The following is a 14,574-nucleotide window of genomic DNA, read 5'->3' on the forward strand; positions in this document are numbered from 1 at the left end:
TTACTCTTACCTCGAGAAGAAACAACTGTGTCGAGTTCCCAATGCCCGAACTCTTTTCGATTCTTCACAGATTTGGGGCGTTTTGAGATGGGAGTGCCGATATTAAACTTTCCTCGCGTTTCTTGAGACTCTCGACTTTTCCCTTTGTGTCTTAAGACAGTTAGGGGTACCTTTAAGATATCTTGGTAAATCCAGTTATAGATGGATTTAAAGGAAAGTTTTCCCTGATAGTCTCGTCCAACAATTTGTTCAGGTGACCATGTACGTTCTAATTTATCTTGAATGTCTTTAAGTAGCTCGACCGTGTACTTAGGATTTCTACCCTTAAGACGTGCACGTTGATTGGCACCGTCATGGGTATCCTGAGCTTGGTATTGATCTGAAGGGCATCGTTTAAGTTCTCTATAAATCGTTGACCGATGGCGCCCGATTAATTGAGCAATGCGATTAATTTTATAACCTTCTTGATAGAGTGTTTCTATTTTTGAACGTTCCTATATGGTAAGATGTGTGTAGCTCATAACAGACCTCCGTGTTTATGTTTTTGTCGTTACTAACATTTTACACGAACCTGTTATGGGTTTCTTTATTTGTCGCACTTAATTTTACAATTCATCTTTACAAAAAAACACGAGTGAACCGTAGACCACTCGCATTGTGTATATTATTCAAAATAATAAACAATTAAATCATTCGTTTGATGCAATACTTTGTAATCAGTTAACTGATACTTCTCTAAGACTGATTGGATTAACTCTTCTTGCTTAAGTTGCGTACTATTAGTATAAATCGCTAAAGGCTCACCTAGGTCATGCGCCTCCATCACAGGCATGTAACTAGCGTCTGTCGACTCCAGTATCATAGGATAGACCTCATCATGTAAGGCGAGTTGGGGTGAGTATTCTGCGATTTGCCAGCGTGAAGCACTGAAGACCATCGCCGAATTGGTGGGATTTTCAAGAATACTTTGTGTTAAAGCCCCTTGATCTGAATATTGAAAGTAAACTGTCTCACGCTTGAAACCAAGTAAGACGATTAAACTTAAACCAAGAATGGTCATGGCAGTACTCCAAGGCTTACTTAAAATCGCCCGCAGGGAAAAGTAAATCACTAACACAACCGCCACAGCGACGACTGAATAAATTGGGTAAATGTAGCGGGCGGTATGATAACGAGATAAATCTTGAACGAGAAAGATATATAAGCCCATAGGCAGAATAATCATTGCAATTTGTAAGAAAGTCACTCGATTAATTAAGGTCTTGCTTTGCACACAAAGTAGAATAATACAGCCAATTAACACACCGATAAAGATTGGTAGCGACACATCAGCAAGTAAATCCTTTTGCACAAAACTTAAATATAATTTCAAATTCTCTGTGAAATTCGCATTATTGGCATTATTTAATACTTCAACACCTCGATTCGAAGCGAAAATATGTGAAAAGACCGCTGGGAAAATACCCCAAGCAACCCCAATTGCGCCTACTTCTATAACGCCCAGTATAATTGCTTTTTTAAATTCCTTAATCATTAGAAGGCCAATACATGCGACCGCCACAATAAAGAAGGCATACAAATAGAAATAATAATGAGTCAAAGCGCCCAATAAAGTAGCGATAAATATAGGTATCAAAAGAATTGTCGTATATGATTTATTAGAACGGCTATACCGTAAAAGTAGATATAACAAACTAATGACGAAAAAGCCCATCAGATGATACATCCGAATAAATAACATCGAACTTAACCCACCGATACTCAACCCCCAGAACAAGCCAGCAAAGATACTTAAATAAAAATTCTTCGTTAAGTAATAGATTGAGAAAAATAATACAATCATTGTCGCTATATGCGCCCCTAGATTAAGCGTTAAGCCCACCATCGGTGAAAAGCCACCTTGCCAAAAAGAGGCAATCGTGTGGAATAATAAATAATATAGCGGTGGATGCACGTCATTGACTTGATTAGACATTACCGACCCATATTCGAACGCTGTTGCGTGGTTAGGCATCAAGTAGTTTTGATAATACGTACTTGGCGTCCATTCATTGATTGCAGTTGGAAAGGGATTGTAGTAACTGTTGCTGAGACCATAAGAGTATATTTCATCAATATGAAAGCCTTGTTTAGCAAAAGCAAAGTGAAGCATTACGTAGACTAAAAGACCTAAAGATACGAGGACAGTCCCCCAGCGGAATAAATAATGTGTTCGTTTAATAGGTTGACCCTCCTTTCAAGCGTGTTTTCAAATGCAGTCATTATAAAATATTTAAAAACCTTATGCAATAAAATATTTTATCCAACAAAAAAGCGTAGAACAAAGGGGCTATCCCTTATATTCTACGCTCAATGTTTATTCAGAAACTAATTCAACAATCACACCTAAACCAGAGGCATCATTAAAGCTCAGTGAATTATCCTCTAGAGTATAATCAGCTCCTAAAGAATCTAAGTTACTGATCACTTCATTAAAGAAATCTTCGGATTGAGTTTCCCAAATCGTTGCACGAAGTCCTTGTTGGCCTTCTTCTGGTTGTGTAATCCCTTGATCGGCGAACCAATTATTATTTGCGATATGGTGGTGATAGCTTCCAGAAGCTTGGAAGAATGAGTCACCCTCAACATAACTTTGCGTGTTTAAATTAAAGACATCACTGTAAAATTTACCCGCTGCATCATAGTGGTCAGATACTAAATGGAAGTGTCCAATTTTAGTACGTTCATCTAATTGAGTGAATTCCTCAGTAGCTGATTCCATTAACTCAACATAGTCAAGTGGCTCGTTTAACATGTCAACAGAGTTACCACCTTCATCTTGAGGCCATTCTTCTACAGGGTAGTCCCAATATAATTCAATCCCGTTACCTTCAATATCAGCAGCATAAACCGCGTCACTCACACCGTGATAAGTAAAGCCTTCAATAGGCGACTGAGTTTCCATGAGATGGTTTAATGCACTTCCCAAATATTTGCGGTCATTGAATAGGAATGCTGTATGGTATAGCCCTGTTGATAAGCTGTCTCCACGAGGGATATCTGTCGGGAATATCTCAAGTAACGTACGTTCATCCGAAGTTCCTAAACGGTAATACCCATCTGCTTCTTCTAGAATCGTCATCCCCATGTTATATTCATAAAATTCAGCTAAGTTAACAGAATCGATTGAGTTAAGTTGATAACGAGCTGGATAAATAACAGCGTCAGAAGTGGCGTCTTCTTGCGCCATGGCTGTGAGTGGGCTCACGATAAGGGCAAGTAAGAATAGAGCGATAATTATTTTCAGTGTGTTCTTTTTCAAAAAAGTCATCCTTTCGAATTAATTAGTATTAAAACCAGAATAAGGTGTACAAGCCATAGCAAGTACACCTTTCAATGTTTTATTGTTTTATGAATTTTAGGATAATACCTGTTCCGGCCGGATCTTTAAAGTAAAGAGTCTCGCCATCTTTAGTAAATTCATGCCCAATGTCAGTTAATTTTGCTTGAATCGCTTTTAAATCTTCCGCAGAACCTGACCAAACAGAGTTACGTAAACCTTGTGTTCCGTCTTGAGCAGCAGGGATATTACGACCATTCCAAAGGTTGGCACCTAAATGATGGTGGTAGTCTTGTGTAGCCATAAATAAAGCTGCTTCATTCATAATGAATTTAAGACCTAAGCCCATCACTTCATGATAGAAACTTAAAGTTGATTCAATATCATTTACGTGTAAATGAATATGCCCCATCGTTGTTCCATTTGGTATACCGGTGAAAGGCACCTCTTGTGATGAAAGTACGCCTTCAGCGTCCAATGCGATAACGATTCCACCAATTAGGCCATTATCTTTAATGTCCCATTCACTTCTATCTTTATCAGCGTATATTTCAATACCGTTTCCTTCTGGGTCAGGTAAGTATAATGCCTCACTGTACCCGTGATCTGATGCACCTTCAACATTGACTTGGTTTTCTAGTAAGTGACGTAACATCCCACCTAAGTCACCGCGTGTTGGTAATAATAAAGCTAAGTGATATAAACCAGTCGTTCTTTGTGATTTTTCAGTTGTCGCCGGGTAAATTGAGATAAGTACAGTTCCGTCTGGTGTTCCTAAGTGATAGATTTTCCCAGCGTCATCTTTGCTTAGTAAAGTTAAGCCGATTTTTTCCTCATAAAAACTTGCTAATTCAGTTGGTTTTAACGCGTTTAATTCAATTCCAGTTGTTTGGATAGTTGTTGCTGATTGTGTAATTGCCTCGGTTGTCATATATGCATCTTCCTTTCAGTTGTTGCTTTTCTTTAATATCATTCAAACGTCAACTTGATGATATCATGATAAAAAGCAGACATCAATACGAATTCGAGATAAACAACACTTAAGAACACATTGACGATTAAGTCTATTTTTTAAGAGGGAAAACGAGCTATAGGGGATAATTTTCGACAATGAATCAATTATTTAATATAATGTATAGTAGAAACTATTAAATGTCTCGGAAGGAGAATATATATATGAATATCATGTGGATAATTATCGCCGTTATCGTGGTCATCGCGATTATCTGGGTACTTATTTATAATAATTTAATTAAACGTCGTAACTGGGTAGATGAATCATTTAGCCAAATCGATGTACAGCTACAACGTCGTAACGATTTAATTCCAAACTTAGTGAACACGGTAAAAGGTTATGCGAGTCACGAAAGAGAAACTTTAGAATCAGTCACTCAAGCAAGACAACAATTGATTAACTTGCCAAGTGATGCGGATCCAGCTGAAATTAATGCTAAGTCTAATGAATTATCAGGAGCTCTATCAAGACTATTAGTTGTCGCAGAGCAATATCCAGATTTAAAAGCGAATACGAACTTTACACAATTGCAATCAACCCTTGAGAAAACGGAGCAACAAATTGCGACGGCACGTCAACTGTACAACTCAACTGCAACCCAATATAACACAACCGTTGAAACAGTGCCGACGAATATTGTGGCAAATGTTCATGGCTTTAATCGACGAAGCTTACTAGAAACTCCAGAGGAAGCACGCCAAGTACCAGAAGTTCAATTTTAATAATCATTATAAATGATGCGACTTACCTAATAAGGTAGGTCGTTTCTTTGTTATTAAATAATTCATACAAACATGCTAAGATGGATATACGAAGGTCAGTAGGCGTATCTCTAGCAATTGCTTGTTAACTATTATAGAATATTTTTATGGAGAGATGTCATTGAGATACTCATTTGATACTATTAACTTCGGATAGTAAATGAATAATTGCATAATAATGCTTAGTTATTATTGTGCTGACTCATATAACTGCCATGGAATATAAGGGGAGTTTAATAAAGGAAATATGTAACATAAATGTCACATAAACTCGTGTTTTAACACTATTAATTTATGAATAAAATGGGTAGAATGTAGTATATTATGTTAAGAGATTAAATTGGAAGAAAGGAGGATGCGAGTGTGAGTCGTGTAAATTTATATGTTCATTATGATTCTGTTACTAACCATATTATGACTCGAGGTATTGATCTAGTCCTTGAGGATTTTGAATCCCAGTATATGCCGAATAATATAATACTTGCTCAAGCACCTCCTGAGGTTGGACGTTTTGACGCGCAAACAAATTTCAAAGTTTTACGAAATAAAACAGAAGTAGCGAACTACTTCGAAGCTAGTAGTAACGCAGAGTTGCGAATGTCAAATTGGATTGATTTTGAAAATATGGAATCCATGCACCAATTAACAGCCAATGAGATAGCTGAGATTTTATATTTGTTCCACGCAAATAAAGGCTTAAAGTCAGCATTTTTCTATAAACTTCAAAACAATTACGTATTTTTAAGGTTACCTAATGGCCTACTGAAAGTCTTTTACCGCTTTGTTTCACACTTCTATTCACGTTTTCAAAGAGTTATCCAAGCTAGAATGGTTGCGTTAGTGAATGAATCCCGTTCACTCTTTTTTATGCGAAAAGAAAAAGTAAATCCTTTACCGTTGAATATTGTGGAGCAAATCGCTCCGCTATTCTCTCGTGGAATAAAAATTAACTTTGTTCAAGCAATTCAAACGGGTACGTATTGGAAAGTGCCATTAAATATTATCGAAGACGAATTGACCTTATTAACGCAAGATCAAGTACCAAAAGAACACATTGGCTTTCTAGTTTATGATACGAACGCACAGCGCTGGACGTTAGAATTAGAAGTTATTGAAGACATCGATGATTTTGAATTACGAAGTCAAGGGGTTATATCAAGCAGTGTGGATGCTTAGTAAGCTTAGATAGTAACTTGCTTTATTCCATTATATAAATTAATATATAGTATTATGAATTAAATAGAAAAAAACATTATTTTTACAGTAGAAATATGGTATATTTACTATTGTTAAAATAAAAAATTTTTTATCTATTAGACGAGTTTACTATTGGAGGTTTAGACAATGAAAATCACAATGCTTTATGGCGGACAAAGCGCAGAGCATGATATTTCGATATTATCAGCACATAATATCGTGCAACAAATTATGTTCGATGTATATACAGTTCAACCTATCTATATTACCCGCCAAGGGAAGTGGATTAAGGGACCTTTATTGGAAGAGCCTAGCGCGTTCCCGGAACAGTTACGCTTAAGTTCCGCACAAGTAGAATCCTGGTGTGATAATGAAAAAGGTTCTTCGACCGGTATTAACATTAATCCTGGTGATATTGCGGAAGAGGATACAGTTGTCTTTCCAATTCTTCATGGACCAAATGGAGAAGATGGAACAATTCAAGGATTCTTAGAAATTCTAAATCTTCCATATGTAGGAGCAGGCGTAGCCGCAAGTGCTGCTGGAATGGATAAAATTATCAGTAAAAACTTATTTGAACGTGCAGGACTACCGCAAGTTCCTTACATCGCTTTCGATCAAAGAGAATGGCAATCAGATAAAGAAGACTTAATTGCGCGTTCAGAAGGTAGCTTGTTATATCCATTATTTGTTAAACCAGCGAATTTAGGTTCTAGTGTCGGGATATCAAGAGTGACTGACAGCAGTGAATTAGTTGAAGCTGTGGAATTGGCTTTACAATTTGATCGTCGTATCGTTGTTGAGCAAGGAATTCGCGCAGAAGAGTGTGAAGTGGCTGTCTTAGGGAATGATGATGCGCACGTCAGTGTGGTTGGACAATTGGTGAAGCAATCTGATTTTTACAATTATGATGAAAAATACATCAATAATACCGTTGAGATGCAAATTCCAGCTGAAATTCCTAACCACATCGCTAGCCAAGTTCAAGAATACGCGCTTGCAGCCTATCGTGCGATTGATTGTTCGGGCTTAGCTCGCGTAGATTTCTTCTTAACAAACAATGGAGACATCTATATTAATGAAATCAATACTATGCCAGGCTTTACCCAATACAGTATGTATCCGAACTTATGGTTAGGTACTGGCTTAAGTCAACGTGATTTAATTGATGAATTAATCCAGTTAGCCTTACGTCGCCATGAAAGAAATAGCCAATTAAAAGTCGATTTTTAGTCGAATACGAATCATTATTTTGCTTTGCAATAGTGATTCGTATTTTATTTTGGACAAAATATGATATATTTAACTAGATATGATAAATAACGAGAAATGTATGGTAGGTGAAACATGAAAAATATTAAATTAATGGATGTAGTTAAAGCAGTACATGCGATTGACTACACCGCAGAAAATAGAGACATTGAAATTAATAACGTAAAATTCGATTCCCGCCAAATAACTTCTGGAAGCTTATTCGTTCCGCTAACTAGTGGAAAGACAGACGGCCATGAATATATCCAAAAAGCAATCGAGAATGGTGCTATCGCAACTTTTTGGTCTAAAGACCAAGCTGAGGCTCCTTCGGAACAAATTGCCTGCATCTTTGTAGATGATACTTTAGAAGCGATGCAAGCCTTAGCGAAATACTACCGTGACATTCTAGACCCAATCGTGATTGGAATTACAGGAAGTAACGGAAAGACAACGACCAAAGATATGACAGCCAACGCGCTCATGGCAAAATACCAAGTGCATAAAACTCAAGGGAACTATAATAATGAAATTGGTTTACCTTATACGTTACTGCAAATGCCAGAAACAACGGAAGTTGTAGTATGCGAAATGGGAATGAGTGGTTTCGGAGAAATTAAAGCTTTGAGTGAAATTGCCCAACCGGATATTGCAGTCATCACATTGATTGGCGAAAGTCATTTAGAGTTCTTAGGATCACGTGCAGGAATTGCTCAAGCCAAATTAGAAATTTTATCTGGCTTAAAAGAATCTGGTCTATTTATTTATCCAGGTGACGAGCCTTTAATACAAAGTGAGATGCCAGAATTAAATAAATCCATTGATACGCTAAGTATCGGCTTTGACGAGACCAGTGATGTTTATGCGAAAGAATTAATTGAAGAACAAAGTAAAACTTACTTTAAAACAAACTTAGACGAAAATGTTCTATGTATGATTCCGGTTATGGGAGCGTATAACGTATCAAACGCCTTAATTGCTTTAAGTATTGCTAAAAGCATTAATGTTCCAATTGAACAAGCGATCTTCCAATTGTCTCAGTTTAAATTAACGGCGAACCGTTTAGAATGGCTAGAGATGAAGAATGGCGCTCAACTATTAAATGACGCCTATAATGCGAGCCCAACATCGATGCGAGCAGTATTACAAGCTTATTCAACACTTCAAACAAAAGAGAACGGTCGTAAAATTGCTGTCCTAGGAGATATTCGCGAATTAGGTCCTCACAGTGAACAATTCCACCGTGAGATTGCGAAAGATATTGTCCCGCAAAATATCGATGTCGTTTACTTGTTTGGTGAGCAAATGCAATATTTATACGAAGAATTAAAAGAAGTTTATGATGACACACATCTCATCTATGAACCAGAAAGCCATCAAATACTCATTGAACAACTTGAGAATACGGTTACTTCTGATGATATGGTCTTAGTTAAGTCAAGTTTCGGTGTTGATTTATTAAAAGTTGTGACACACTTAACAAGTAAGGAAACGCAATCATAAACAAAATGGTTGTGACGTAAGGATTAACATGTTACACTAACAAAGGTTAAAGTGAAAATTTACATAGCATCGCCTAATGACACATGCCCATTGCTTGATACTGAGTTGTGTCTAGGCGTTTTTTCTTTTTAAACAAACATATAACAAACAGGCAAAACAGAAAGAGGTAATACCTTAGTGAAATTTAATGAATTTAATTTAAAACCCGAACTAATCCATACTTTAGATGATATGGGGTTCGAGGAACCAACACCTATTCAACAACAAGCAATCCCACATGCACTAGAAGGACGCGACGTTATTGGTCAAGCTCAAACTGGTACTGGTAAAACAGCTGCATTTGGTCTTCCAATGTTGAATAAAATCCACAATAATAATAAAGGAATTCAAGGAATTGTTATTGCACCAACTCGTGAACTTGCAATCCAAGTTCAAGAAGAAATTTTCCGCTTAGGAAAAGATGTTCGCGCACGCGTATTCACTGTATACGGTGGAACATCCATTCAAAAACAAATCGAACGTATCAAACGTAATCACCCACAAATCATCGTTGGGACACCAGGACGTGTTCTAGATTTAATTAACCGTCGTGTCTTAAACTTAAAAGGCATCGAGACAGTCATCTTAGACGAAGCAGATGAGATGTTAAATATGGGATTCATCGATGATATTAAATCGATTATCGAAAAAACTCCTGCAACACGTCAAACATTATTATTCTCAGCAACAATGCCAGCTGCAATTAAAAAATTAGGAGAGCAATTCTTAACTGACGCAATTCACGTGAAGATTGAAGCGAAAGAAATGACAGCTGATTTAATTGAACAATACTTTGTTAAATTAAAAGACAACGAAAAATTTGATGTCTTAACACGCTTCATGGACGTACAAAATCCAGAGCAAGCCATCATCTTCTGTCGTACAAAAAAACGTGTTGATGAAGTAGGACGCGGTTTAACATTACGTGGTTACAACTCAGAATTAATTCACGGTGACGTAACACAACAAAAACGTTCAAGCGTAATTAACGAATTCCGTCAAGGACGCATTGAAATCTTAGTGGCAACTGACGTTGCAGCTCGTGGTTTAGATATCTCAGGTGTGACACACGTTTATAACTATGATATTCCACAAGACCCAGAAAGTTACGTTCACCGTATCGGACGTACAGGACGAGCTGGTAAAGATGGCATGTCATTATCATTCGTTACACACAACGAAATGTCTTACTTAAAAACAATCGAGAACTTAACTCGTAAACAAATGAAACCATTAAGCCCGCCAACATCAGAAGAAGTAGAGCACGGACAAGTTCAACAATTAGTTGACCAAATTAATGAGATTTTAGAATCGAGTGAAGCAAACAAACACCGCAACACTGCGAAAATGTTATTAGCGCACTACGAAGCAAATGATTTAGTTTCGGCTTTATTAAAAGAAGTTTTATCAGAAAATAACGATGTTGAGGTTGTTATTTCTCCACAAAGACCATTACCAAATGCTGGTGGAAAGAAATCTAAAAACAACAAAAAATACAACAGACGCCGTAGTAACAACCGTAATGACCGTGGTGGAAACAACCGTGGAAAACAAGGATACAAAGGCAAACAAGGTAACAAAGGTAAACAACAAGGAAACAATTCTGATCGTAAAAGCAAGAACTTTAAAATCAAGTCTAAAAACGACTAAGTAGCACATTCTATGAAATGTTTGTTAAAAAAGTACCATATTCATTTTAACGGAATAAACTAAACACAGTTTATCCTTTTATTCAGCTTTTCTAATATAGTAAAAGCTGACTTTTAACCAAAAAATACATATATATAAATAGTATAAGTAAAGCAATGGCGGAAGCTAACGCATTTTGCTGCAGAAGCCGTATGACACAATGTTCATACGGCTTTTATTGTATAATTGAATATATAAAATCAAAAGGGAGAACTAGAATGCAATTAGGGACAGATATAATAGAAATAGAACGTATTGTAGAAGTTTCTGTGCGACAACCTTGTTTTGCGGCTAAGATTCTGACGGAACTTGAGTTGGAAATCTATAATACATACTCGCAAGTCAGGCAAGCCAGCTTTTTAGCGGGGCGATTTAGTGCCAAAGAAGCCTATGGAAAAGCTTTAGGGACAGGCGTAGGTAGTAAATTAAAGTTTACTGATATTACCATATTGCCTGACGAACGCGGTGTGCCGGTAATTACTAACGCACCCTTTACTCACCCAGAAGCGAAAGTTTCCATCAGTCATTCACGCTTTCATGCGACAGCAACTGTGATTGTTGAATTAGATGATCCTACATTAAGAGACAGATTAAAAGAGTATTTTTCTAATAAGAAGGAGATAAATTAATGATAGATTATAGCGACCATAGACCTACACAAGCGATCGTCGATTTAACTGCGATTCGCCACAATATTCACTTAGTTGAAAGTCAGTTAAAAGACAATCAACAAATTTATGCCACTGTCAAAGCTGATGGCTACGGACACGGAGCTGTGCCAATAGCTCGAGCAGCGCTTCAGGCTGGTGCAACTGGATTAGCTGTTGCGACAGTTGATGAAGGAATTGAATTACGTAGCCAAGGATTCTCACAAGTGCCCATTCTTATATTAGGCCTAACAGATTCGCGTGGTATCGCAGAAATTTTACATTATAATTTAACCATTACCGTGAGTCATTTAGATTTTTTCAAACTGGCTTATGAGCAATTAGAAGAAACAAACCAGCTTGGTTTATTAAATCTATCTAAATTAACTTTCCATCTGGCTTTAGATACAGGTATGGGACGTATTGGACTGCGCTCTGTTGAAGAAGTTGAAGTATTTAAAGCAGGCATTAAAGCCTATCCTTGGACAAATTGGGAAGGTGTCTTTACCCACTTCTCAACAGCCGGTGGTGGACCAGAAGAATATATTGAAGAGCAATATAATAAGTGGGTAGAATTAACTGAAGCTATTCCTGAAGATGTTAAAGTGCGTCATATCGCCAACTCTGGTATGGGTATGTGGCATTTGGATTATCCAACCGATATTATTCGTTTAGGAAGTGCGATGTACGGAATTGACCCCAAAGGTGATTTTGATAATCCAATCACTAAAGATTTACGACCGGCTTTACAATTAGTGTCCGAATTAATCTATGTGAAGAAAGTAGAGAAGGGATCTAAAGTGAGCTACGGCGCTACGTATGAAGCAAGTGAAGATGAGTGGATTGGAACAATTCCAATTGGTTATGCAGACGGGTGGTTACGTCACTATAAAGGAATTTCTTTAAATGTTGACGGCCAAGCTTGCCCAATTGTTGGGACGATTAATATGGATCAATTGATGATTCGCTTACCGCGTGAATATCCTATTGGAACAAACGTGACTCTGATCGGAACGGATTATAAAGGGAAAAACCATGCGACAACAATTGCAAAAGAAGTTGGAACGATTGGTTATGAAATCCTAACGTCTATTGGTCCTCGAGTGACAAGAGTCTATTTAGACGATTCTTATTAAAAATTTCAAGGAGGCAAAATTATGTTAAAAGTAGCAAAATTAGTTGTCGGTCAAATTCAGGAAAATACGTATGTCGTCTATAATGAAGACAACAAAGCATTGATTATTGATCCAGGTGATGATGCAGACCGTATTATCGCTTGGATAAAGGAAAATAGTTGGGAGCCCGAAGCGATTCTGATTACTCATACACATTTTGACCATGTCTTAGCAGTGGATTCAGTGCGAGATGAATTCGGTATTGAAGTATATGTTCATGAAATTGAATCGGAGACATTCCAAACTCCGAACCGTAATATGCAACCAAGTACAGTTGTAGTGAACCATCCAGCGGATCATTTATGGACTGAACTTGGAGAACATACAGTCGGACCATTTACCTTTGACATTGCGTTGATTCCAGGTCACAGTCCCGGACATGTCGTGTACACATTCAAAGAAGATGGCTTCGTGATTTGTGGCGACACTGTATTCAACGGCTCGATTGGTCGAACTGATACACCTGGTGGCGATTTACAAACGTTATTAGTTGGAATTGTCCGCAATATCTTAACTTTACCCGGAGACTTTGTATTGTTTCCAGGACATGGTGGACCAACGACTGTCTCACAAGAAATCCAATCGAATCCTTTCTTACAAGGCTTTAAAGCTTAAAAACATTAAATGAGAGCAAGCAAAAAGTGTCCAAAAAACTTTGGACACTTTTTAATTTGTGATGGGTGAATGAGTTGGGGTGGAACTAGAGCCAAACCGGGGATCCATTTGTCTTGAGTGGTTGCAACTAGAGTCGAACGCCAAACTCATTAGTCTTGAGTTGCCTTAACTTGAGCCAAACAGCACAGCCATCTAACTCAAATGCTCTCTCAAATTTTCACTATCCTACAACGTAACCACATTGACATCGTATTTGCGGCGAGTCAAGTCTTTAACTAGTGCACGGACTGATGATACATCCAAGTACTCTGGTAGCGTTACCATTAAGTAAGTGGACGTATCATAGGTTGTTTTCTCAAAGGTAACGGCAGATTGAATATCTGCTTTACGATTCACAAGTCGAGCTAACTTGTTCAGCTCGCCTTTTTCCCCACGTGTTTGAATAGCAAGAACGTAACCTGACTTGTCTGCGACCCAAGCTTGAGCTAAGTAATTAATCATAGCATCATGTTGGATGACGCCCGTAAAGACATTTTCCTTATCCAATACGGCAATAAAAGGTAAATCACGAATCGCAAAAATTAATTGGTAAAAGGTATCATTCTCGTGAACAACTCGCGTCGTATTTTTAAGAAATTGAGTCACTTTAAGTTGCGCAAGATCGGCATCGGGATGATGGAATTTGTATTTATAAATATGATAACGGTAAATATTACCGCGGTATAATGTATTAGTAGCATCGACGACCGGCGCATTTCTTAAAGAATGCTGCTCTAAAATTTCGATCGCGTCGAGACAATTCATTGTTTCACTAATAGTCACAATATTGTCTTTATGATGCACGAGGTTTTTTATCATAAAGCGAAACTCCTTGTATTAAAATTAACTGTAGTTTGATAGATTCATATTAGCAAAATGTGATTCAGAATGCAAAGAATTCTAATTGTTTTTTAATATTAAATTAATGCTAAATCTGTGTTTCTCATTAACACAACATATAATATTAACATATATGCGTAGGATTATCTAGTTTTTATTAGAATTATTATGCAATAGAAATATGTTAAAAACTATTCATATTTCATTCAGGAAGAAATAGAAAAGAACGCTGAGTTTACAAGAAGATGAAGGTTAATCTTGATAAAAATTGCTTACATAAAAAAAGGGAGGAAAGACATGATAAATTCATCGTATATTTCTTGCAATTTGTTCGTTTTTTTCTTATATTTATAAGTAATTTGATTTGTCAAATTAAGCTAGACAAAACTGCTTCATCTAAGTAACTCAAAAATACTTCCAACGGTGTTCGGTAGTGTAAGGATTTCCGTGGAATCGTGTTCCGTTTGTGTGCAATCGATGACAC

General features: G+C 37.2%; 13 protein-coding genes and 1 pseudogene. 8 read left to right on the plus strand and 6 right to left on the minus strand.

The genetic code is table 11. From position 1 onward, the window contains the following. From ACEN31_RS09100 to ACEN31_RS09115, 4 genes are all read right to left on the minus strand, one after another. Positions 1-482: IS30 family transposase (locus tag ACEN31_RS09100; RefSeq protein ID WP_407109245.1), on the minus strand; the 482-nt coding region annotated here is incomplete at its 3' end. Positions 483-664: 182 nt separating this feature from the next. Next, positions 665-2,152, minus strand: a complete 1,488-nt coding sequence (locus ACEN31_RS09105) for a hypothetical protein (RefSeq protein ID WP_407109238.1) — start codon at positions 2,150-2,152, stop codon at positions 665-667. Positions 2,153-2,356: 204 nt separating this feature from the next. Then, positions 2,357-3,301, minus strand: a complete 945-nt coding sequence (locus ACEN31_RS09110; protein WP_407109239.1) for a hypothetical protein — start codon at positions 3,299-3,301, stop codon at positions 2,357-2,359. A 79-nt stretch (positions 3,302-3,380) separates the two neighbouring features. Next, positions 3,381-4,250, minus strand: a complete 870-nt coding sequence (locus ACEN31_RS09115; protein ID WP_407109240.1) for a VOC family protein — start codon at positions 4,248-4,250, stop codon at positions 3,381-3,383. A 245-nt stretch (positions 4,251-4,495) separates the two neighbouring features. Between ACEN31_RS09115 and ACEN31_RS09120 the strand changes: the two genes are divergently transcribed. From ACEN31_RS09120 to ACEN31_RS09155, 8 genes are all read left to right on the plus strand, one after another. Next, a complete protein-coding gene (locus ACEN31_RS09120) occupies positions 4,496-5,056 on the plus strand; it encodes a LemA family protein (protein ID WP_171031299.1) in 561 nt (186 codons plus the stop codon). A gap of 402 nt (positions 5,057-5,458) precedes the next feature. Continuing rightward, positions 5,459-6,271: a hypothetical protein gene (locus ACEN31_RS09125; protein WP_407109241.1), complete on the plus strand. Its 813-nt coding sequence runs from the start codon at positions 5,459-5,461 to the stop codon at positions 6,269-6,271. A gap of 168 nt (positions 6,272-6,439) precedes the next feature. After that, on the plus strand, positions 6,440-7,525 hold the full coding sequence (locus ACEN31_RS09130; protein ID WP_407109242.1) for a D-alanine--D-alanine ligase: 1,086 nt from the start codon (positions 6,440-6,442) through the stop codon (positions 7,523-7,525). Between the two features lie 114 nt (positions 7,526-7,639). Beyond that, positions 7,640-9,046, plus strand: a complete 1,407-nt coding sequence (gene murF, locus ACEN31_RS09135) for a UDP-N-acetylmuramoyl-tripeptide--D-alanyl-D-alanine ligase (protein ID WP_407109243.1) — start codon at positions 7,640-7,642, stop codon at positions 9,044-9,046. Positions 9,047-9,223: 177 nt separating this feature from the next. Beyond that, a complete protein-coding gene (locus ACEN31_RS09140; RefSeq protein ID WP_407089110.1) occupies positions 9,224-10,735 on the plus strand; it encodes a DEAD/DEAH box helicase in 1,512 nt (503 codons plus the stop codon). A 257-nt stretch (positions 10,736-10,992) separates the two neighbouring features. Then, a complete protein-coding gene (gene acpS / locus ACEN31_RS09145; RefSeq protein WP_407094218.1) occupies positions 10,993-11,403 on the plus strand; it encodes a holo-ACP synthase in 411 nt (136 codons plus the stop codon). Then, positions 11,403-12,557 carry an alanine racemase gene (gene alr / locus ACEN31_RS09150; RefSeq protein WP_407089112.1) on the plus strand — a complete coding sequence of 385 codons (1,155 nt, stop codon included), beginning with the start codon at positions 11,403-11,405 and terminating at the stop codon, positions 12,555-12,557. Before acpS ends, alr begins: the two co-directional genes overlap by 1 nt. A 21-nt stretch (positions 12,558-12,578) precedes the next feature. After that, entirely contained in the window at positions 12,579-13,211 is a 633-nt protein-coding gene (locus ACEN31_RS09155) for an MBL fold metallo-hydrolase (protein ID WP_407089113.1), read from the plus strand. A 225-nt stretch (positions 13,212-13,436) separates the two neighbouring features. Here the strand turns inward: ACEN31_RS09155 and cbpA are convergent, their stop codons facing one another. Both cbpA and ACEN31_RS09165 read right to left on the minus strand, forming a co-directional pair. Then, positions 13,437-14,069, minus strand: coding sequence for a cyclic di-AMP binding protein CbpA (gene cbpA, locus ACEN31_RS09160; protein ID WP_407109244.1), 633 nt, complete (start codon positions 14,067-14,069; stop codon positions 13,437-13,439). Positions 14,070-14,457: 388 nt separating this feature from the next. Continuing rightward, a pseudogene (locus tag ACEN31_RS09165) lies at positions 14,458-14,574 on the minus strand (IS30 family transposase); the annotation flags it as partial.

Origin of the sequence: Ruoffia sp. FAM 26255, from assembly GCF_045528525.1 — a bacterium.
In the GTDB taxonomy this organism is placed as follows: Bacteria; Bacillota; Bacilli; order Lactobacillales; family Aerococcaceae; genus Ruoffia; species Ruoffia tabacinasalis.

Coding starts and splice junctions, on each gene's coding strand:
- murF (WP_407109243.1), top strand. CDS start 7,640: ATGAAAAATATTAAATTAATGGATGTAGTTAAAGCAGTACATGCGATT.
- ACEN31_RS09115 (WP_407109240.1), bottom strand. CDS start 4,250: ATGACAACCGAGGCAATTACACAATCAGCAACAACTATCCAAACAACT.
- ACEN31_RS09105 (WP_407109238.1), bottom strand. CDS start 2,152: ATGCTTCACTTTGCTTTTGCTAAACAAGGCTTTCATATTGATGAAATA.
- ACEN31_RS09130 (WP_407109242.1), top strand. CDS start 6,440: ATGAAAATCACAATGCTTTATGGCGGACAAAGCGCAGAGCATGATATT.
- ACEN31_RS09155 (WP_407089113.1), top strand. CDS start 12,579: ATGTTAAAAGTAGCAAAATTAGTTGTCGGTCAAATTCAGGAAAATACG.
- alr (WP_407089112.1), top strand. CDS start 11,403: ATGATAGATTATAGCGACCATAGACCTACACAAGCGATCGTCGATTTA.
- ACEN31_RS09120 (WP_171031299.1), top strand. CDS start 4,496: ATGAATATCATGTGGATAATTATCGCCGTTATCGTGGTCATCGCGATT.
- cbpA (WP_407109244.1), bottom strand. CDS start 14,069: ATGATAAAAAACCTCGTGCATCATAAAGACAATATTGTGACTATTAGT.
- acpS (WP_407094218.1), top strand. CDS start 10,993: ATGCAATTAGGGACAGATATAATAGAAATAGAACGTATTGTAGAAGTT.